General features: G+C 61.4%; 14 protein-coding genes. 5 read left to right on the top strand and 9 right to left on the bottom strand.

Annotated elements, in window-relative coordinates; all coding sequences use genetic code 11:
* Nucleotides 1–36: 36 nt before the first annotated feature.
* Complete coding sequence (locus ABVN20_RS15535) at nt 37–1401, top strand: formimidoylglutamate deiminase (RefSeq protein ID WP_368556593.1); 1365 nt, start codon at nt 37–39, stop codon at nt 1399–1401.
* Between the two features lie 133 nt (nt 1402–1534).
* Here ABVN20_RS15535 and ABVN20_RS15530 read toward each other — a convergent pair whose 3' ends face one another.
* Together ABVN20_RS15530 and ABVN20_RS15525 are read right to left on the bottom strand one after the other, a co-directional pair.
* On the bottom strand, nt 1535–2104 hold the full coding sequence (locus ABVN20_RS15530) for a lipocalin family protein (protein WP_368556592.1): 570 nt from the start codon (nt 2102–2104) through the stop codon (nt 1535–1537).
* A 31-nt stretch (nt 2105–2135) separates the two neighbouring features.
* Nucleotides 2136–2390, bottom strand: coding sequence for a hypothetical protein (locus ABVN20_RS15525; RefSeq protein ID WP_368556591.1), 255 nt, complete (start codon nt 2388–2390; stop codon nt 2136–2138).
* Nucleotides 2391–2671: 281 nt separating this feature from the next.
* On the opposite strand from ABVN20_RS15525, the gene ABVN20_RS15520 reads away from it, so the two are divergent.
* The gene (locus tag ABVN20_RS15520) at nt 2672–4564 is read left to right on the top strand and encodes a methyl-accepting chemotaxis protein (protein WP_368556590.1); all 1893 of its coding nucleotides are present in this window, start codon (nt 2672–2674) and stop codon (nt 4562–4564) included.
* Nucleotides 4565–4670: 106 nt separating this feature from the next.
* Here the strand turns inward: ABVN20_RS15520 and ABVN20_RS15515 are convergent, their stop codons facing one another.
* The 5 genes from ABVN20_RS15515 to ABVN20_RS15495 all read right to left on the bottom strand — a co-directional run bounded on the left by ABVN20_RS15515 (nt 4671) and on the right by ABVN20_RS15495 (nt 13715).
* Entirely contained in the window at nt 4671–5273 is a 603-nt protein-coding gene (locus tag ABVN20_RS15515) for a DUF924 family protein (protein ID WP_368556589.1), read from the bottom strand.
* 3 nt (nt 5274–5276) lie between these two features.
* Nucleotides 5277–6287 carry a class 1 fructose-bisphosphatase gene (locus ABVN20_RS15510; RefSeq protein WP_368556588.1) on the bottom strand — a complete coding sequence of 337 codons (1011 nt, stop codon included), beginning with the start codon at nt 6285–6287 and terminating at the stop codon, nt 5277–5279.
* A gap of 239 nt (nt 6288–6526) precedes the next feature.
* Nucleotides 6527–7900 carry a DUF3999 domain-containing protein gene (locus ABVN20_RS15505; protein WP_368556587.1) on the bottom strand — a complete coding sequence of 458 codons (1374 nt, stop codon included), beginning with the start codon at nt 7898–7900 and terminating at the stop codon, nt 6527–6529.
* Nucleotides 7897–11088, bottom strand: coding sequence for a DUF2339 domain-containing protein (locus ABVN20_RS15500; RefSeq protein WP_368556586.1), 3192 nt, complete (start codon nt 11086–11088; stop codon nt 7897–7899). The genes ABVN20_RS15505 and ABVN20_RS15500 overlap by 4 nt, the downstream gene beginning before the upstream one ends.
* A 176-nt stretch (nt 11089–11264) precedes the next feature.
* The gene (locus ABVN20_RS15495) at nt 11265–13715 is read right to left on the bottom strand and encodes a glycogen/starch/alpha-glucan phosphorylase (RefSeq protein ID WP_368556585.1); all 2451 of its coding nucleotides are present in this window, start codon (nt 13713–13715) and stop codon (nt 11265–11267) included.
* A 256-nt stretch (nt 13716–13971) separates the two neighbouring features.
* Here ABVN20_RS15495 and ABVN20_RS15490 point away from each other — a divergent pair, with 256 nt between their 5' ends.
* On the top strand, nt 13972–14409 hold the full coding sequence (locus ABVN20_RS15490) for a YkgJ family cysteine cluster protein (RefSeq protein ID WP_368556584.1): 438 nt from the start codon (nt 13972–13974) through the stop codon (nt 14407–14409).
* Between the two features lie 136 nt (nt 14410–14545).
* Nucleotides 14546–15079: a hypothetical protein gene (locus tag ABVN20_RS15485; protein WP_368556583.1), complete on the top strand. Its 534-nt coding sequence runs from the start codon at nt 14546–14548 to the stop codon at nt 15077–15079.
* A gap of 188 nt (nt 15080–15267) precedes the next feature.
* Here the strand turns inward: ABVN20_RS15485 and typA are convergent, their stop codons facing one another.
* Entirely contained in the window at nt 15268–17091 is a 1824-nt protein-coding gene (gene typA, locus ABVN20_RS15480; protein WP_368556582.1) for a translational GTPase TypA, read from the bottom strand.
* A 139-nt stretch (nt 17092–17230) separates the two neighbouring features.
* Nucleotides 17231–18685 (bottom strand): tRNA uracil 4-sulfurtransferase ThiI, encoded by a 1455-nt coding sequence (thiI, locus tag ABVN20_RS15475; RefSeq protein WP_368556581.1) that lies wholly within the window; start codon nt 18683–18685, stop codon nt 17231–17233.
* Between the two features lie 328 nt (nt 18686–19013).
* Here thiI and glnA point away from each other — a divergent pair, with 328 nt between their 5' ends.
* Nucleotides 19014–20420, top strand: coding sequence for a type I glutamate--ammonia ligase (gene glnA / locus ABVN20_RS15470; RefSeq protein WP_368556580.1), 1407 nt, complete (start codon nt 19014–19016; stop codon nt 20418–20420).
* Nucleotides 20421–20475: the final 55 nt, after the last annotated feature.

Raw genomic sequence — 20475 nt, 5'->3', positions numbered from 1 at the left:
TGTATATACAAATAACACACGATGGGGTGCTGAACCATGTCCGCCTTCTTTGCCGAACGCGCGCTGCTGCCTAGTGGATGGGCCAACAATGTACGTCTTGAGGTCAGCGCCGAGGGCGTACTGACTCATATCCAGGCCGATTCCCACGCAGATGGCGCCGAGCGGCTGAACGGTCCGCTGTTGCCGGGCATGCCCAACCTGCACTCCCACGCGTTCCAGCGGGCGATGGCGGGCCTGGCCGAAGTGGCGGGCAATCCGAACGACAGTTTCTGGACCTGGCGTGACTTGATGTACCGCCTCGTCGGAAAAATCAGCCCCGAGCAACTGGGCGTCATCGCTCGCCAGCTGTACATCGAAATGCTCAAGGCCGGTTACACCTCGGTGGCCGAATTCCACTACGTGCACCACGACACCGACGGCCAACCCTACGCGGACCCGGCCGAACTGGCGCTGCGTATCAGCCAGGCGGCCAGCGCCGCCGGTATCGGCCTGACCCTGCTGCCGGTGCTGTACAGCCACGCCGGCTTCGGTGGCCAGACCCCGAACGAAGGCCAGCGCCGCTTTATCAACAGCACGGAAAACTACCTGAAGCTGCAGTCACGCTTGCAGCCACTGCTGGCGCAACAGAAAGCGCAATCGCTCGGCCTGTGTTTCCACTCGCTGCGCGCGGTCACCCCGCAGCAGATCAGCGAAGTGCTCGCCGCCAGCGACAAGCAGTGCCCGGTGCACATCCACATCGCCGAACAGCAGAAGGAAGTCGACGACTGCCTGAGCTGGAGCGGGCGCCGTCCGCTGCAATGGCTGTATGAAAACGTCGAGGTCGATCAGCGCTGGTGCCTGGTGCATGCCACTCACGCCACGGCGGAAGAAGTCTCGTCCATGGCCAAAAGCCGCGCCATCGCCGGCCTGTGCCTGACCACCGAAGCCAACCTCGGCGACGGGATCTTCCCGGCGGTGGACTTCCTCGCCCAGGGCGGGCGCATGGGCATTGGCTCCGACAGCCATGTGTCGTTGAGCGTGGTGGAAGAATTGCGTTGGCTTGAATACGGACAACGCCTGCGCGACCAGCGGCGTAACCGCCTGTATGGCGCCGATCAGCCGATGGTCGGCCGCACGCTCTACGACGCAGCCCTGGACGGCGGCGCCCAGGCGCTGGGCCAGCCGATTGGTGCACTGGAAGTCGGCAAGCGTGCCGATTGGCTGGTGCTGGACGGCAACGATCCGTACCTGGCGACGGCCAGTGGCGACGGGATTCTCAATCGTTGGCTGTTCGCCGGTGGCGATCGTCAGGTGCGCGACGTGCTGGTCAACGGCCAGTGGGTCGTGCGCGATGGGCGGCATGCGGGGGAAGAGGAAAGTAGCCGGGCGTTTACCCAGGTGTTGCGCGAATTGCTCGGCTGATACAAACCGACTTTTGGAACACAAAAAAACTGTGGGAGCGAGCCTGCTCGCGATGAAGTGTCAGCCGACACCGAGGTCACTGACTGAATCATCGCGAGCAGGCTCGCTCCCACATTTAGGCCGACATAAACAATCAGTTCGACGTCTTCGCCATCTGCGTATCCGTGGCGCGCCAGATCAGTCGGGTGGTGTCGTAGCCCTGCTGGCGGGCCTTGCTCAGCAACTCCTCACGCACCACACCATTGACCGTCGGGGTTCGGGACAGCAGCCACAGGTAGCGGCGGCTCGGGTCGCCGACGATGGCGGTCTTGTAGTCATCGCTGACATACAACACCCAGTACTCGCCCTTCGCCACACCCGGAATCAACCGCGAAAACCAGGTATCGAACTCGACCCACAATTTGTCAGTCTTGCCCGGCACCTGTGGATAAGCCGTGCCCTTGGCCTCTTCCCATTGCCAATCCGCCGTCAGGCAGCGGTTGAGCACCAGGATATTGCCGTCAGGCTTCAACGTGTAATGCGCTTCGGACTGCGCACAATTGCGCTGGAAATACATCGGCAAGCGCGCCAACTCATACCAGGTGCCCTGGTACTTCTTCAGGTTGACGCTGTTGACGGTTTTCGGCGCCAACGGATCTTCGCCAGTCGTAGCGCAGCCAGCCAATACCAGGCTGGCCAGAAGAAGGATCAAAAACTGCTTCATTGTTTTTCTCCCGCGGGCACAACGCCCCGGATTACTTCAGGCCTTGGCCGGAAAACATCATCACTTTGTCACCGGCGTACTGCACGCTGATAAAGCTGTTCTTGTCGCCCCAGGTGCAACTGGACAAGCCAAAGGCGCCCGAGCAGTCGGTAGGCTTGCCCAGCAAGGTTTCGACCTCGGCCTTGGGCATGCCCGTCGACAATTTGGAGTAGTTTTCCTGATTGACCTTGCCGCACGCGACCAACAATACGCAGAACGAAAGCACAGCGATGGAGCGCAGCGACATGGTGAAACTCCTGGAGCGAAGGGGAATGGCAAACTGCCAAGCAGAAGCTTAGAAGTGAAAACCCCTGTCGGGTTCCCTGACCCGTTGCCTATTTCTTGGGCCGCTCGTCTGTCTTTCACCGAAAAATCAGCCACTTTGCAGCGCTGTTGCGCATTTCGTCGGGTTTGGCCAAATGCGCCTAATCTTTGGCGCCGCCCCGTCGACAAAAAAGGCAGCGTAAAGCCCTTTGTGATGGCAAACTGACGCCCTTCTTGACCAGCCCTTTTGCGGTAGTTCATTTAATGACCAGAAACATGAAGTTCAGCCACAAAATTCTGTTGGCTGCCGCCCTCGTGGTGGCCGTTGCATTTGCCTGTTTCATTCTGTTCAACGACTACCGACAGCGTGAATCCCTGCGCAGCAACACCGAATCCTCCATGCAGGAACTCGGCAGCCTGACCACCAGCAACATCCAGACCTGGCTGGAAAGCCGCATTCAATTGCTGCAGTCGATGTCGCAACAGATCTCCGCCGACGGCAGCGCCCTGAGCAGCCTGAAACGCGTGATTGACCTGCCTGCCTACACCGGCAACTTCCAGCTGAGCTATTTCGGCGGCACCGATGGCGTGATGTTCTCGGTTCCGGCGGGCAACCGCGCAGCCGACTACGATCCACGCGCCCGTGGCTGGTACAAGGCGGCCAACAGCGCGCAGCAGACCATCGTCACCGAGCCCTACATCGCGGCGTCATCCGGCAAACTGGTGATCACTGTCGCAACACCGGTGCAGCGCCAGGGCCAGATGATTGGTGTGGCAGGCGCCGACATTGACATGACCAACGTCAGCGCAATCATCAACTCGCTGAACTTCGGCGGCCATGGCCATGCCTTCATCGTCAGTGCCGACGGCAAGATCCTGATCCACCCGGACACCAAGCTGGTGCTCAAGAACCTGGCCGAGGCCTACCCGAACGACACGCCCAAGGTCAGCCCGGGCATGAAAGAAGTCGAGATCGGTGGCAAACGCCAGTTCATCTCCTTCACCCACGTCAACGGCGTGCCATCGGCCGACTGGTACGTGGCGCTGGTGCTCGACCAAGACACCGCGTTCGCAATGCTCAGCGAGTTCCGCACCTCGGCGATCATCGCCATGGTGATTGCCGTGGTGATCATCATCACCCTGCTGGGCATGCTCATCAGCTTCCTGATGCAGCCGCTGCTGACCATGGGCCGTGCCATGCACGACATCGCCGAAGGCGAAGGTGACCTGACCAAGCGCCTGACCATCCACGGCCATGACGAATTCGGTGCGCTGGGGCTGTCGTTCAACCGGTTCGTCGAGCGTATCCACACCTCGATCCGCGAAGTGTCCTCGGCCACCGGCCAGGTCAACGAAGTGGCGCTGCGCGTTGTCGCGGCCTCCAACTCGTCGATGTTCAACTCCGACCAGCAGGCTTCGCGCACCAGCAGCGTCGCCGCAGCGATCAACCAGCTTGGCGCCGCCGCCCAGGAAATCGCCCAGAACGCCGCCCTCGCCTCGCAGCATTCGAGCGATGCCCGCGCACTGGCCGAAGACGGCCAGCAGACCGTGGATAAAACCATCACCGCCATGCATCAGCTGTCGGCGAAAATCAGCGATTCGTGCGGCAACATCGAGACGCTCAACAGCAACACCGTGAACATCGGGCAGATTCTGGAAGTGATCACCAGCATCTCCCAGCAGACCAACCTGCTGGCACTCAACGCCGCCATCGAAGCCGCCCGCGCCGGTGAAGCGGGCCGCGGTTTTGCCGTGGTCGCCGACGAAGTGCGCAACCTGGCGCACCGCACCCAGGATTCGGCGCAGCAAGTGCAGAAGATGATCGAGGAGCTGCAAGTCGGCGCCCGCGAAGCGGTCAGCACCATGACCGACAGCCAGCGCCAGAGCGAAAGCAGCGTCGGCATCGCCAACCAGGCCGGTGAGCGCCTGGGCAGCGTGACCCAGCGCATCGGCGAAATCGACGGGATGAACCAGTCAGTCGCCACTGCCACCGAAGAACAGACCGCCGTGGTGGAGTCGATCAACGTCGACATCAACGAGATCAACACGCTGAACCAGGAAGGTGTGGAGAACTTGCAGGCGACACTGCGTGCGTGTGCGGATCTTGAGCAGCAGGCGGCGCGGTTGAAGCATCTGGTGGGTAGTTTCAGGATCTAAGGGACCCTCACCGGCCCAATCGCGAGCAGGCTCGCTCCCACAGGTTCAGAGTGATCCCTGTGGGAGCGGGCTTGCTCGCGATGAGGCCATCACTGGCGAAAGAGATTCAGAACCTTGAACCAGGCTTACTCAAAAACTCCAGCTCTTCAACGGTAGACTCCCGCCCCAACACCTCATTGCGATGAGGAAACCGCCCAAACTGCGCGATCACCTTCTGATGCTTCTCGGCATAGTCCAGGTAATCGGCAAACAACCCTCGATCACTCTCCGGCTGTTGCTCCAGCAGGTCGATGTAGCGCGAGATGCATTCGTTCTGCACCGCCAGGTGCTCGCAGTGTTCCAGCACGATGTAGATGAACACCCGCTGGATCGGCGGCAATTGCCGGTCGAAATCCGCGGCGATGCCTTGCGCCACCAGGGCCTGGGCCCTGTTGTCACCGGAAAAGGCTTTGGGGGAGTCGCGAAAGAGCATGCGCGGCAGTTGATCGAGCAGCAACACCAGGGCCAGCCAACCTTCGGGGCGTTGCGCCCATTCGGTCAATCCGCCGGCCAGTGCCTGCTCCACCAGGTCCCCGAAACGCTCCCGCGCCTCGAGGTCCTGACTGTCGCGCTTGCCGAACCATAAACCGCCCTTCTGCGCCGCCACTTCCCTGGATGATCCGGCTGTTCCGAACCACCATTCAAGCACCGGCTGCCAGGGCGAGGTCATGGCTTACTCCTTGTGGTAGGCCGTGGCGCGGGCCACTTCTTCTTTCGAGCCCAGGAACACTGCGCAACGCTGGTGCAGGCCTTCAGGCTGGATGTCGAGGATGCGCTGGTGGCCGTTGGTGGATGCGCCACCGGCCTGCTCGACCAGGAACGACATCGGGTTGGCTTCGTACATCAGGCGCAGTTTGCCCGGCTTGGAAGGCTCACGGGCATCGCGTGGGTACATGAACAGGCCACCACGGGTAAGGATGCGGTGCACGTCCGCTACCATCGCGGCAACCCAGCGCATGTTGTAGTTCTTTTTCAGCGGACCTTCGTCACCGGCCAGCAGCTCGCTGACGTAGCGCTGAACCGGGGCTTCCCAGTGGCGCTGGTTGGACATGTTGATCGCGAATTCCTGGGTGGACTCAGGAATGGTGATGTTTTCGTGGGTCAGCACGAAGCTGCCCATTTCGCGGTCCAGGGTGAAGCCTTTGACGCCATCGCCCAGGGTCAGCACCAGCATGGTCTGTGGGCCGTAGATCGCATAACCGGCGGCCACTTGCTGGGTGCCTGGCTGCAGGAAGGCTTTTTCGTTCAGCGCTTCGTTCTGGCTCAGGTATTCGTTCGGGCAACGCAGCACCGAGAAGATGGTGCCGACCGGGGCGTTGATGTCGATGTTCGACGAACCGTCCAGCGGGTCGAAGACCAGCAGGTAGGCGCCTTTCGGGTATTTGCCCGGGATCTGGTAGGCGTTGTCCATTTCCTCGGACGCCATGCCGGCCAGGTGACCGCCCCATTCGTTGGCTTCGAGCAGGATCTCGTTGGAGATCACGTCGAGTTTCTTCTGCACTTCGCCTTGGACGTTTTCAGTGCCCATGCTGCCCAGAACACCACCCAGGGCGCCTTTGGACACGGCGTGGCTGATCTCCTTGCAGGCACGCGCCACCACTTCGATCAGGAAGCGCAGATCGGCAGGAGTGTTGTTGCTGCGGGTCTGCTCAATCAAATAGCGACTCAGGGTAACGCGGGACATGGACGGCTCCGGTGGAATGGGGGGGCTAAAAACCCGCGCAGTTTAACGCGAGTCGAGGCGCATTTCCTCCTATCAGACGTGATACGCCCAATAGAGTTCATGCGCGGGGTTTAGCGTAGTTCGAAACCGGCATTTTCACTGGCCGATATGCCCTCATCGCGAGCAAGCTCGCTCCTACAGGATTGACGCTGGACCTGTAGGAGCGAGCTTGCTCGCGATCAGGGTGCGCAGCACCCGCCTCAGGTCTTTGCCGGCGGCTTGCGCAACAAGCTGAACGCCATCGCCCCCAGAAACAACACACTGAGCAGCAACACCGCCCACAACCCGAATTTCTTCCAGTCGGTGTCCGAAGTCGCCGCCCCCACCGCCGTCGAGGCTGGCGTGCTCACCACCTCGGCATCCACCGTCGCCCGCCCAAGCGTTGCCCACTTCGCCGCACTGTAGTCGGGAATCAGCGTGGTCAACGGCAGGTTCGCCGCCTTCACCGTCGCATTGCCCAGCGCCAGAGTGTAGGGCCCGGCACCGCGGGCGAGGAACACCAGTTGCGTGGCGCGCACGGCAAACTTCAGGTTCGGCGCCTGTTCACCGAGGCCGCCGCCCCGCTCGTCCACCATCAACTTCAGCTGCTGCACGGTTCGCCCCGGCAGCTGCAATTCGTTCTGCACCACGTCCTGACCGTTCTGGGTCAGGCGATAAAGCAGGCCACCACCCAGCGGTTGCCAGGGCCGCCGACTGTCCAGCCGTCCGGCCAGGGTCACCGGCGCCAGACTGTTTGGCTGTTCCAGTTCGACCTGCAAGCGCTCGACATTCAAGCCCATCGGCAATTGCCAGGTGTATTCGCCGGCCTTCTCGCGGGTGCCCGCCAATGCCTGCGACCACACCAGCGGCAACGGCAGGCTGCGGGCGGTGGCGCTTTGCAGTTGTGCCGAGGTCAGCGTCGGCGCAGACGCAGGTGTGCTCCACAACAGGCGCAGATACCGCGCCGATTGCCCCGGCAAACCGACTTCATGCTGTTCGACCCGCTCGTCGGCGAACGTCAATCGCGCCACCTGGCCATCGCCCCACGACTGCCAATGCTGCAGGTCGTCACTGGCCTCGATGCTGAATCGCTGGAAGCCGTCGCGCTCGCTGGTCCAGTCGAGGATCAGTTGCTGCAACGGCGCCTTGATCGCGCTGGCGTCGAGCAACCAGCCGCGCAGCACCTCTTCACCGGCCTCCAACTGGCTGGAAGGCTGCACTTCCACCAGGGCACCGTTGGCATTGGATTGCACTCGCACACTCGGCGCGCGCTCGTTGTCGTCCGCGTCGTTGTACAACGGAAACCACTTCACGTCGGTCAAGGCGACGTTTTCCCCGGTCTGCACGGTTTCCCGCGCCAGCGCATAGGCCTGTGGCTCGCCGCCAGCGTTGAACACCCGCAGGTCGCTCAGGTCGGTTTGGCTGGCGTTGAGCTGTATGGCCAGGGGCACCTCGAGGCGATACCACGGCCCCTCACCGCTTAGCGTCAGCGGCACTTGCGTGGAGAAGTCCGCCGGTTGTTCCTGCGCGCTGGCCGACAGCGCCATCCCCACGGCAACAGCGCCCAACCAGACCCGGCTCAGCTTCTGACTCAAGACGACACTCCTTCGGTTTGCGGGGCCGGTTTTTCAGAGTCCGGCACGGCGTCGGCACGCTTGGGCGGTAACGGGGCGAAATAGCCCACCACCAACAGCAAGACACCCACGCCGATAAACGAGACGATCCGGGCGAGCCCGCCACGGTTACTCAATTCGACAAAGAACAGTTTCGCCACCACCACGCCGATCAACGCCGCGCCAATCAGCCAGACTTCGCGACGACCGCGCAGATGACCACCGATCATCAGGCCCAGCGCCATCAGGGTCCAGACGATCGACAACCCTGCCTGCACCTGCATCGAGGCAAGCAACGTCTCCAGCTCGAACGGCACGCCGCCCCAATGGTGCGCCGTGCGGTTCACCAGCGCGGTGAAGAAGGCGAACAGCGATACACCGATCACCCCCTGCGTGAGGTAGTCGACGGTGTCCTGGCGCAGCGCAAGAGAGTGCGCCGCGCTGCGGGCCCATACGTATATCCCCAATAGTGCAAACAGCAGGCCCAGTTCCAGCGGGTTGAGCAAGGGCACGTAAGGCAGTGGCTCGGCGGCCCCGCTGCTGAAGCTGTTCGCCAGCCAGAACCAGCCGAGCATCAGCAACGCCAAAGGCGCCGCCGCGTACAGGCGGTACTCACGCGGATAGGCCGACACCGGCCAGGGCCAGGCACGCGGGGCCGCCATCAGCACCAGGTACAGACTCGGCAGGATCGCCCAGCCCAACCAGCGCCAGGCGTTGTATTGCTCGGAGAGCATCAAAAGGACGAAACGCAATTCCAGCGCCAGCACACCGATCAACAGCCAGCAGCCGAGCACATGGGCCACAGCCAGGGCACGCGCCGAGAGCATCGGCGCCAGGCGGCGCAACGAGATGAAATGCACTACGAACAGCACCGTCCAGGCCAACCAGCCAAAACCGGCCGCCGGGTGATAACGCGAGTGCCAGGCCGCCAGCAACACCAGGCCCGCGACGGGCATCAGGGCCGTGCAGACCACGGCCAGTGCCGGCCATTTCAGGCGCAACGCCAACACCGACCACAACGCGACGCTCATTGCGGCGACGACCAGCAACAAAGTCGTCTGCACGTTCACCGGGGCAAAGCGCAGCACTTCGCTGCTCCACGCCAACGCCCACCAGAGCGCGCCCCACACCAGCAGCACATCGGCCAGCCGCTGGTTCAACACGGGCGCCGGGCGTTCCCGCTGCAAGCGCCAGGCGCCGACCAACCCGGCCAGCCCCAACACCAACGGCGCCCAGAAACGTTCATGCGCCAGCGGCTGCAAACCTTCGCGGGCCAGGGTGGCGAGAAAATCCGAGCCGGCCACCAGGAACATCGCACCAGCGAGCAACTGCACGATGAAGCCGCCCAGCACAACAGTGCGTGATGGCAGGCGCGCGCCCACAAACAGCGTCACCAGCCCCGCCAGGGCCCAGGCAATCGCGGTGCCATGGACGAGGAAAAACAACGGCGCCAGCAGATAGAGGAATGCCAGGCCCAGGCCGGCCAGGACCGGTTGGCCACGACGCTCCCAATCGCGAGTCTGCTCAGGCTCGGCCTTGTGCAATTGGTGGAAGCTGAACAGCAGCGCGACGCCAAGCAGCAATGCGCCCAGCGGTGCACCGGCGATCAGGCTGACGTCGCCGGCGCGTAGCTCGCTGGCGAACATCAGCGCCGAGCCCAGTTGCAGCAGCAGGGCAAAGGCACGAGCCATCGGCCGCTGTTGGCGCAGGCCGAGCCAGAAAATCCCTGCACCCTCAACGGCCCAGGCCGCGGTCGTCCAGCGCGCATCCAGCCCCAGCGGAATCGCCAGGCTGGTGAAAATCACGCCCAGGGCCAGGCAGGTTTCCGCCAGCAGCAACGTGCGCCCGGTGAACAGCACACGGGCCAGTCCCATGTACACAATCCCCAGCGCCAGGGCGCTGAACGCCGCGGCGAACTCCAGGTGCTGGACCAGCGCGAATTGCAGACCGAAGCCCACCAGCGGCGGGCCGAACAGCAGCGTGCCGTCAACGTAGTCGCCCTTGCGCGCCGACCATTGCAGCAACGCCTCGCGGTCATCACCTGACGGCGCATCACCCCGCTCCAGCAATTTGCGTCGGGCGAACAACAGGCCGATGGCCAGGTACATGAGGAAAAACAGGATCAGGAACGGTTCGGTGCTCCACAGCAGTTCCGGCGTGTAGGAGCGCAGGCCCCAGGTAAAGCCGATACCGAATGTTCCGACAAAACCGATCACATTGAGGGGGCGCCAGGCCTTGAACCAGGCAATGGCGAGGATGCCCGCGTTGAGCAAGGCGAAATAGCTGAACAGCGCCACATGGCTACCAGCGCCGGTGGACGTGAGGATCGGCGCGGCGAAACCGCCCAATGCGGCGGCGCAGGCCAGCGCCAGGGAGTCCTGGGTGATGGCCAGGATCGCGGAGAACACCGTCACCGCCACCAGCAGCCCGAGCGCGGCAGTCGGATCCAGCAGCGGGTGCAGGCGCATCGCGGCAAACACCGTCAGGTACAACACGCCAATCCCGGTGCCTTGCAGCATCAACGCATAGTTGCGGTTGCGCCCACGCAGCCACCAGCCCAGGCCCAGTAGCGCCATCGCGCTCGCCGCGACCCCGGCATAGCGCAGTTCGAGCGGCACCACCATGCCTTCGGTGGCATAACGCAGCAGGAACGCCAGGCCGAAAAACAGCAGTACCACGCCGACACGCAGTACCGTGTTGCCGCCCAGCAGCCAATTACGCGCAGCGGCGAAGGCGCGCTCGAGCACATTCGGCGCATTGGGCGCGGAGGGTTCGCGGGCGGCGGTCCAGGCATCGTCGGATACGGGGCGACGGGGTTGCGGTGGGGAATCCGGTTCCAGCTCGGGCGGCAGTTCCCACACCAGCTCGGTGGCCGGGGCCGGCACTTCCTCGAGCGTGAAGGCGGGCTCATCGACGCGGGGCTCTTCAACGAACGGCGGCGCTTGGCCGTCAGCCGTTTCCAGTACGGCCAGGCGTTGCTGAACGGCGTTGAGCGTCGCCTGCGCCTGTTCCAGCAACACGCGCTGCTGCGCTGCCTGCGCGTCCAGGCGGCCGATGCGAATGGCCTGGCCGATGCCCAGGCCGAGCAACGCGCCCAGCAGTGCATCGCTGAACGACTCATCGAGCATCCAGCCCAGCACCAGCCCAATCAACATGAACATCCATTGCATGGTCAATATCCCTAAGCGGCCCCTTCTTGGGGCAAATCCGGGCAAAGCAGTATTGGGCTGAGTCTAGTGTGAAACCACACAGTCGCTTGCCCTGCCTGTTGCCCGGTGTAACCGGCGCTGAGTATATCGACCGGACCCGGCAACCACCGGGCCTGGCTCGCAATTATTGCGGAAAGTTACTCCAGGGCCTTCCAGATGTCGGTGGCGTACTCGCGAATGGTCCGGTCGGAAGAGAACCAGCCCATCCGGGCGGTGTTCAATACCGCCGAGCGCCACCAGGCCTCGGAATCGTGCCAATGGGCCTCGACACGCATCTGCGCCTCCCAGTAGGCATCGAAGTCGGCACAGACGAAGAAGCGGTCGTAGTCGATCAACGAGTCGATCAGGCCGGTGTAGCGCGATGGATCATCCGGCGAGAACACCCCGCCGCGGATCGCTTGCAGTACATCCCCCAACCGCCGGGACGCGGCGATGTCCGGCGTCGCATTGAACTCGTGGTTCTGCTTGCGTGCCTCCACCTGTTGCGCGCTCAGGCCGAAGATGAACATGTGCTCGGCACCGATGCGTTCGCACATCTCGACGTTGGCGCCGTCCAGGGTACCGATGGTCAGCGCGCCGTTGAGGCCGAACTTCATGTTGCTGGTGCCCGAGGCCTCGAAGCCCGCAGTGGAAATCTGCTCCGACAAATCCGCCGCCGGGATGATGCTCTCCGCCAGGCTGACGTTGTAGTTGGGCAGGAACACCACCTTGAGCAGGCCACGTACGGTCGGGTCGTTGTTCACCACCCGGGCGATGTCGTTGGTCAGTTTGATGATCAGCTTGGCCTGGTGGTAGCTGGCCGCCGCCTTGCCGGCGAAGATCTTCACCCGCGGCACCCAGTCGATTTCCGGCTCGGCGCGAATGGCCTGGTACAGCGCCACGGTGTGCAGCAGGTTGAGCAACTGGCGTTTGTATTCGTGAATCCGCTTGACCTGCACGTCGAACATCGCCGCCGGGTTGACCGCCACACCCAGGCGCTCGTGAATCAGGTAGGCCAGGGCTTTCTTGCTGTGCAGGCGCTGCTCGGCGAACGCCTTGCGAAATGCCGGTTTCTCGGCGAACGGCTCCAGCTCCTGCAGGCGCTCTTCCGGGTGATCCAGAAGGTCCGGGCCGAGGGCATCGACCAGCATCGAGGTCAGTTCCGAGTTGGCCTGGTACAGCCAGCGGCGGAAGGTAATGCCGTTGGTCTTGTTGTTGATCCGCGTCGGGTAGAGCTTGTGCAGCTCGGAGAACACCGTCTTGCGCATCAGCTGCGTATGCAGCCCCGACACACCGTTGACACTGTGGGAGCCGAGGAAGGCGAGGTTACCCATGCGTACCCGGCGGCCGTTGTCTTCCTCGATCAGCGACACCGCGCGCAGCACGTCGAAATCATGGATGCCCTTGGCCCGCAGCGAGTCGATGTGCTGGGCGTTGATCAGGTAGATGATCTGCATGTGCCGGGGCAGCATGCGCTCCATCAACCCCACCGGCCAGGTTTCCAGCGCCTCGGGCAACAGCGTGTGGTTGGTGTAGGACAGCGTGGCGACGGTCACTTCCCAGGCCGCGCCCCATTCGACGTCATAAACATCGACCAACTGCCGCATCAGCTCGGCCACGGCAATCGAGGGGTGGGTGTCGTTGAGCTGGATCGAGGCATGATCGCCCAGGGTCAGCACCGAGGTGTGCATGTTGCGATGGCGGCGCAGCAAGTCCTGCAGGGACGCGGCGACGAAGAAGTATTCCTGGCGCAGGCGCAGTTCCTGGCCGGCTTCGGTGCTGTCGGCCGGGTAGAGCACGCGGGAAATGCTTTCCGCCCGCGCCACTTCGGCGACCGCGCCCAGGTGGTCACCGGCGTTGAAGCGCTCCAGGTGCAGGTCTTCCATGGCCCGGGCCCGCCACAGGCGCAGAGTGTTGACGCTCGCCCCGCGCCAGCCGACCACCGGGGTGTCGTAGGCAATGGCGCGCACGGTTTCCCCTGGCGACCAGACTTGTTTGGTCTTGCCGTTTTCGTCGGTGACGGTTTCAACGCTGCCACCGAAGCCAATCGGGTACACCACTTCCGGACGCTCGAATTCCCAGGGGTTGCCGAAGTCCAGCCAGTGCTCGGTCTGCTCCTGCTGCCAGCCATCGACGATCGCCTGGCGGAACAGGCCGTGCTCGTAACGAATGCCATAGCCGTGACCGGCAATGCCCAGGCTCGACATACTTTCCATGAAGCAGGCGGCCAGGCGACCGAGACCGCCGTTACCCAGCGCCGCGTCGGGCTCCAGCAGGCGGATGCGCTCCAGGTCGACACCCAGCTCGGTCAGGGCCTCGCGGGCCACATCCAGCAGGCCGAGGTTGCTCAGGCTGTCGTAGAGCAGCCGGCCGATGAGAAATTCCAGGGAGAGGTAATAGACCCGCTTCTGACCCTTGCGGTAGATCTGCCGGGTGTGGTCCATCCAGTGCTCGACCATGTGATCGCGCGCCGCCAGCGCAATGGCTTCGAACCAGTCGTGGTCGAAGGCGTGATCCGGGTCTTTGCCCACCGCGTAGGTGAGTTTGGTCAAGACGGCGTCGCGAAATGCGGCCACCTCTGCTTCGCGAACAAGTGGTTCTTGAGTCATCGAATAGGACCTCGAGCGAGCGGGAATTGTTGAGCCTAGACGGTCTGACAGACGGCAGGGCCTCTGGTTCGTCAGTTTTTCCTGGAAGTGCGAGATAGCGCGGCATTCAATTGTCGTGTGCCTGAATGAATGCAGGGGCCGTGCCGGATAACTCCATTGAAGGGCCCGCAATTAAAAAATCTGGCGAAAGGTTGTTCAAAAATCCACCAGTCCCGGTATGATCGCGCGCCCTGATGCACACGCCTGGTAACAACCGATGATGAAGCCCAACCTGATCGCCGCCGCCGAGATCGATCGCCTCGATACCTGGGCCAAGTACTCCGCCCCGATGTGCGGCTCGTGCGTGTCCAGTTGCTGCACCCTGCCGGTCGAGGTCAAGATCAAGGACCTGATCCGCATTGGCATCGTCGACGAATTCGAACTGGGCGACCCGCCGAAGAACATCGCCAAGCGCCTGCAAAAGGAAGGTCTGGTGGAGCGCTTCAACCAGAAAACCGGCATCTTCACGCTGCAGCGCATGAGCAACAACGATTGCTACTACCTGGATCGTAAGAGCCGCCTGTGCACCATTTATGACAAGCGCCCGGACACCTGCCGCAACCACCCGAAAATCGGCCCGCGGCCAGGGTATTGCGCGTACAAGCCCAAGGAAGTCGAGCGTGAACGCGGTTCGCGCAGCATCGAGCGGTTCTGATCTGCCGATTGCTCTGACAGGGCCAGGGTAACTTGGCCATGGGTTCGCGTCGCCAATTCCTATACGCCGTAAACTCCCGCCCGACAGAACAAACCTCGCCCAGTCATTAGTGTGGAGCATCATTTCTCCAGAGAAGATGCTCATGCGTTATTTAAAGGCAACCGCCCAGGACCGTAGCGGCAATGGCAAGGCCGACGCCGTGCTCCTGCACTTTCACAACGGCCCGGCCAACCAGGTTCACGAAGCCTTTGCCCTGGACATGTCCGCTGATGGCCGGATCGAGTTCGGCTTCGCCGGCGATATCAATTGCGACGGAAAACAGGATTTCCAGGATCAATTGCTGCTGACCCGTTTTGCCGAGGTCTTTTTGCAACTCAACTGGTTCAACAAGGGTGATAACTGGGAGCGATACCTCAAGATCGGTGCCACCGACCACCACAAGGACGGTTCTCCCAACGTTGTCACGCTGCGATTCAGCGAAGACGACGGAACGCCCGGCACTGCCATTCGCATCCGGTCCGCCGCGGCGTACGACGGCGACAATGACGGCGAGCTGGATTCCTTTACCAATGGCGATGTGGATGGCGATGGGGTTGTCAGCAAGGCGGACAAGGTTTTGCTACGGCAGATGGCAGAGGCCTATCTGGCGTTTCGGTGGTTTGATGCCTGACAGCTGATTTTGCGGCGCCTGACCCAACCCATCGCGAGCAGGCTCGCTCCCACATTTTGAGTTGTGAATACAGGACCATTGTGGGAGCGAGCCTGCTCGCGATGAGGCCAGCACAGGCACCAAAAAACCCCAGACAAACAAAAACGCCCCCGGCCTTTCGACCGGGGGCGTTTTCGTTTCAGCCTGGCTTAGTTAGCCTTGGCTTTCTTGGCAGCGCGGGTACGCTCGCTTTCGTCCAGGATCTTCTTGCGAAGACGGATGGACTTAGGAGTGACTTCGCACAGCTCGTCTTCCTGGATGTATTCCAGAGCCTGTTCCAGGGTGAAGCGAACAGGTGGAACCAGGGCGATGGTTTCGTCTTTACCCGAAGCACGCATGTTGTCGAGCTTCTTGCCCTTGGTAGGGTTGACGCCCAGGTCGTTGTCACGGCTGTTCTGACCAACGATTTGACCGTTGTAGATCTCCTGGCCGTGTTCTACGAACAGCTTGCCACGAGCCTGCAGGGTTTCCAGGGAGTAGGTCAGTGCCTTGCCGGTTTCAACCGAAACCAGAACGCCGTTCTGACGGCCGGACATGTGGCCCGACTTCACTGGAGCGTAACGATCGAAGATCGAGGTCAGGATGCCAGCACCGTTGGTCAGGGTCAGGAACTGGTTACGGAAACCGATCAGACCACGAGCAGGGATGTTGTATTCCAGACGCACACGGCCTTTGCCATCCGGCACCATGTTGCTCAGGTCGCCTTTACGCAGACCCATCTCTTCCATCACCTTGCCCTGGGAATCTTCAGGGATGTCGATGGTGACGTTTTCGAACGGCTCTTGCTTGACGCCGTCAACTTCACGAATGATCACTTCAGGACGGCCCAGGGCCAGTTCGAAGCCTTCGCGACGCATGGTTTCGATCAGTACCGAAAGGTGCAGCTCACCACGGCCGGACACCTTGAACTTGTCAGCCGAGTCGCCTTCTTCAACGCGCAGTGCAACGTTGTACAGCAGCTCTTTGTCCAGACGATCCTTGATGTTACGGGAGGTCACGAACTTGCCTTCTTTACCGCAGAATGGCGAGTCGTTTACCTGGAAGGTCATGGAAACGGTTGGCTCGTCAACGGTCAGAGGCTTCATCGCCTCGACAGTGTCCGGATGGCACAGGGTGTCGGAGATGAACAGCTCGTCGAAACCGCTGATGCAGACGATGTCGCCGGCGGCAGCTTCTTCAACGTCGATGCGGTGCAGGCCGTGGTGACCCATCAGCTTCAGGATACGACCGTTGCGCTTCTTGCCGTCGGCGTCGATAGCGACAACCGGAGTGTTCGGTTTGACGCGACCACGAGCGATACGGCCAACACCGATAACGCCCAGGAAGCTGTTGTAGTCCAGTGCCGAGATTTGCATCTGGAAAGGACCGTCACGGTCAACTTTCGGCGCTGGAACGTGGTCGACGACCGCTTGGTACAGCGGGGTCATGTCTTCCGCCATAGCGGTGTGGTCCAGACCGGCAATACCGTTCAGGGCCGAAGCGTAAACAACCTGGAAGTCCAGTTGTTCGTCGGTGGCCCCCAGGTTGTCGAACAGGTCGAAGATCTGGTCCAGAACCCAGTCAGGGCGCGCGCCCGGACGGTCGACCTTGTTGATCACGACGATTGGCTTCAGACCGGCTTCGAAAGCCTTCTTGGTCACGAAACGGGTTTGCGGCATAGGGCCGTCTTGAGCGTCAACCAGCAGCAGAACGGAGTCGACCATCGACATTACGCGCTCTACTTCGCCGCCGAAGTCGGCGTGGCCCGGGGTGTCCACGATGTTGATGTGGTAGCCGTTCCAGTTGATGGCGGTGTTTTTCGCCAGAATGGTAATGCCGCGCTCTTTTTCCTGGTCGTTGGAGTCCATCACGCGCTCGTCGTTGAGCTCGTTGCGCTCCAGGGTGCCGGATTGACGCAGGAGTTTGTCTACCAGGGTGGTTTTACCATGGTCAACGTGGGCGATGATGGCGATGTTGCGTAGATTTTCGATCACTTGTGTATCTCGATCAGAGGATTCGGTGTGCTGACAAGTCTTGGCAGCGATTAACAGTAGCGTCCGTGAAAGCCGTTACAGCTTGACGGTGGCGTCGGGGGGCCGGTGACGCAGGCCACAGGCAAACAGCCCCGGGCACTTAGCTCGGTCGATAAACGCGCACATTGGCATGCCCCTCACTGAGCAGATGGTGGGCATGCAGGCGACTCATCACGCCTTTGTCGCAATACAGCAGGTACTGGCGAGTAGGGTCCAGTTCCTTGAAACGAGCGTTCAGTGCATAAAACGGCATCGTTTGTACCTCGATGCCAGCGAGTTCCAGCGGGTCATCCTCGGCGGCATCCGGGTGGCGGATGTCGATCACGATCTGACCGGCCAGCGCATCGCTGACTTCTTCAATCTGAATGTCCTGGCCCAACTCGTCGATCACTCGGTCGATCGGCACCAGCTTGGCGTTTTCGAGCGCACGCTCGAGCACCGCCATGTCGAATTCTTTCTCTTCGTGCTCGACGCGGTAGCGCTTGGCGGCGGTCTTCGGGTTGACCGAAATGACCCCACAGTACTCCGGCATGTGCCGGGCGAAATCGGCGGTGCCGATTTCATTGGCAGTGTCGATGATGTCCTGCTTGTGACTGGCGATCAGCGGGCGCAGCACCAGCTTGTCGGTCACGCAGTCGATCACGGACAGGTTCGGCAACGTCTGGCTCGACACCTGGGAGATCGCTTCGCCGGTCACCAGCGCGTCGATGTGCAGGCGCTCGGCAATCTGCGAGGAAGCGCGCAACATCATACGCTTCAATACCACGCCCATATGACTGTTATCGACTTTGCCGAGAATTTCGCCCAGCACTTCCTCGAACGGCACACTGACAAATAACACGCGTTGCGAGCTGCCGTACTTCTTCCAGATGAAATGCGCGACTTCCATCACACCCAGTTCGTGGGCACGCCCACCCAGGTTGAAGAAGCAGAAGTGCGCCATCAACCCGCGGCGCATGATCTGGTAGGCCGCCACGGTGGAGTCGAAACCACCGGACATCAGCACCAGCGTCTGCTCCAGGGCACCCAGCGGATAACCACCGATGCCATTGTGCTGGCTGTGGATGACAAACAACCGTTGGTCGCGAACTTCGATACGAACTTCGATTTCCGGCTTTTTCAGGTCGATCCCGGCGGCACCGCACTGACGGCGCAACTGGCTGCCGACGTACTTCTCGATGTCGATCGAGCTGAACGGGTGCTTGCCGGCACGCTTGCAGCGCACCGAGAAGATCTTGCCGGCCAGTGCATCACCGTAGTGCTGCTTGCACTTCTCGACGATGTCGTCGAAATCGCCCAGCGGGTATTCGTCGATCTGCAGGAAATGCGCGATGCCCGGCATGCAGCTCAGGCGCTCGCCCATCTCTTTCAGGGCCTTGGGGTCTTCTACGCGGGTTTCCAGCTCGAGGTTGTCCCACACGCCGTTCACCACCACAGCCGGGTCCAGATCGCGGAGCACGGCACGGATGTTCTTGGCCAGCTGACGGATGAAACGCGTCCGTACCGGGCGGCTCTTGATGGTGATCTCGGGGAAGACTTTTACGATTAGTTTCATGAAAACAGCGCGCGCAGGGCCTGCCGAAAAAGGGGGGCGCGGATTATAGCGGAAATTGCTCAAGGTTTAACCAATTAATGTGCATAAGGTTTTGCGTGCACCAAAACAGGTCATTTATGAATTATGGCGCTACATTGTAGGGCGATAATTTTGCGGTTTTGCGCCTGCAAGCCTTTATAAACGTGATATTGGGGCGAAAAACCCATGCTGGGGCACTGGCATGCAATTTGCTCCCTTGTGAGGCAGGTTGCCTTGGCAGAGTATTCGCGCCGGCATCACAAACATTATGGGCATCCACTACCCGCCCTAAGCCACCCCGGAGGACAGTATGTCGAAGTCGGTTCAACTCATTAAAGATCATGACGTCAAGTGGATTGATCTGCGCTTCACGGACACCCGCGGCACTCAGCACCACGTGACCATGCCGGCTCGCGACGCGCTGGATGACGACTTCTTCGAAGTCGGCAAGATGTTCGACGGTTCCTCCATCGCTGGCTGGAAAGGCATCGAAGCTTCCGACATGATCCTGATGCCGGTAGACGATACCGCCGTCCTGGACCCGTTCACCGAAGAGCCGACCCTGATCCTGGTCTGCGACATCATCGAACCTTCGAGCATGCAGGGCTACGACCGCGACCCACGTGCGATCGCCAAGCGCGCCGAAGAGTACCTGAAGGCCACCGCCATCGGTGACACCGTATTCGCCGGTCCAGAGCCAGAGTTCTTCATCTTCGACCAGGTGAAATTCAAGTCCGACATCTCGGGCTCGATGTTCAAGATCTACTCCGAACAAGGTTCGTGGATGTCCGACCAGGACGTGGAAGGCGGCAACAAGGGCCACCGTCCAGGCGTCAAAGGCGGCTACTTCCCGGTTCCACCGTTCGACCACGACCACGAAATCCGTACCTCCATGTGCAACGCACTGGAAGAAATGGGCCTGACCGTCGAAGTTCACCACCACGAAGTGGCAACTGCCGGCCAGAACGAAATCGGCGTCAAGTTCAACACCCTGGTGAAGAAAGCCGACGAAACCCAAACCCTGAAGTACGTCGTGCACAACGTTGCCGACGCTTACGGCCGCACCGCTACCTTCATGCCTAAGCCGCTGTACGGTGACAACGGTTCGGGTATGCACGTGCACATGTCCATCTGGAAAGATGGCAAGAACACCTTCGCAGGTGAAGGTTATGCCGGCCTGTCCGACACCGCCCTGTACTTCATCGGCGGTATCATCAAGCACGGTAAGGCCCTGAACGGCTTCACCAACCCGGCTACCAACTCCTACAAGCGTCTGGTACCAGGCTTCGAAGCTCCGGTAATGCTGGCCTACTCGGCTCGCAACCGTTCCGCTTCGATCCGTATTCCTTACGTGTCGAGCCCGAAAGCCCGCCGTATCGAAGCACGCTTCCCGGATCCAGCAGCCAACCCGTACCTGGCGTTCGCTGCACTGCTGATGGCTGGCCTGGACGGCATCCAGAACAAGATCCACCCTGGCGATGCTGCTGACAAAAACCTGTACGACCTGCCGCCTGAAGAGGCCAAAGAGATCCCACAAGTTTGCGGCAGCCTGAAAGAAGCCCTGGAAGAGCTGGACAAGGGCCGTGCGTTCCTGACCAAGGGCGGCGTGTTCTCCGACGACTTCATCGACGCTTACATCGCTCTTAAAAGCGAAGAAGAAATCAAGGTCCGTACCTTCGTACACCCGCTGGAATACGACCTGTACTACAGCTGCTGATACCTTGTCGCCTGCGCAAGCGGCGTGACAAAAAGAGAGGCCTCCTTCGGGAGGC

Origin of the sequence: Pseudomonas sp. MYb118, from assembly GCF_040947875.1 — a bacterium.
In the GTDB taxonomy this organism is placed as follows: Bacteria; Pseudomonadota; Gammaproteobacteria; order Pseudomonadales; family Pseudomonadaceae; genus Aquipseudomonas.
Note: the sequence above shows the minus strand (reverse complement) of the source record. Positions and strands in the feature narration are given on the sequence as shown.

Excerpts from the sequence above, each read along its gene's own strand:
- ABVN20_RS15535 (WP_368556593.1), top strand. The coding sequence starts at position 37 with ATGTCCGCCTTCTTTGCCGAACGCGCGCTGCTGCCTAGTGGATGGGCC.
- ABVN20_RS15530 (WP_368556592.1), bottom strand. The coding sequence starts at position 2,104 with ATGAAGCAGTTTTTGATCCTTCTTCTGGCCAGCCTGGTATTGGCTGGC.
- ABVN20_RS15525 (WP_368556591.1), bottom strand. The coding sequence starts at position 2,390 with ATGTCGCTGCGCTCCATCGCTGTGCTTTCGTTCTGCGTATTGTTGGTC.
- ABVN20_RS15520 (WP_368556590.1), top strand. The coding sequence starts at position 2,672 with ATGACCAGAAACATGAAGTTCAGCCACAAAATTCTGTTGGCTGCCGCC.
- ABVN20_RS15515 (WP_368556589.1), bottom strand. The coding sequence starts at position 5,273 with ATGACCTCGCCCTGGCAGCCGGTGCTTGAATGGTGGTTCGGAACAGCC.
- ABVN20_RS15510 (WP_368556588.1), bottom strand. The coding sequence starts at position 6,287 with ATGTCCCGCGTTACCCTGAGTCGCTATTTGATTGAGCAGACCCGCAGC.
- ABVN20_RS15500 (WP_368556586.1), bottom strand. The coding sequence starts at position 11,088 with ATGCAATGGATGTTCATGTTGATTGGGCTGGTGCTGGGCTGGATGCTC.
- ABVN20_RS15495 (WP_368556585.1), bottom strand. The coding sequence starts at position 13,715 with ATGACTCAAGAACCACTTGTTCGCGAAGCAGAGGTGGCCGCATTTCGC.
- ABVN20_RS15490 (WP_368556584.1), top strand. The coding sequence starts at position 13,972 with ATGATGAAGCCCAACCTGATCGCCGCCGCCGAGATCGATCGCCTCGAT.
- ABVN20_RS15485 (WP_368556583.1), top strand. The coding sequence starts at position 14,546 with ATGCTCATGCGTTATTTAAAGGCAACCGCCCAGGACCGTAGCGGCAAT.
- thiI (WP_368556581.1), bottom strand. The coding sequence starts at position 18,685 with ATGAAACTAATCGTAAAAGTCTTCCCCGAGATCACCATCAAGAGCCGC.
- glnA (WP_368556580.1), top strand. The coding sequence starts at position 19,014 with ATGTCGAAGTCGGTTCAACTCATTAAAGATCATGACGTCAAGTGGATT.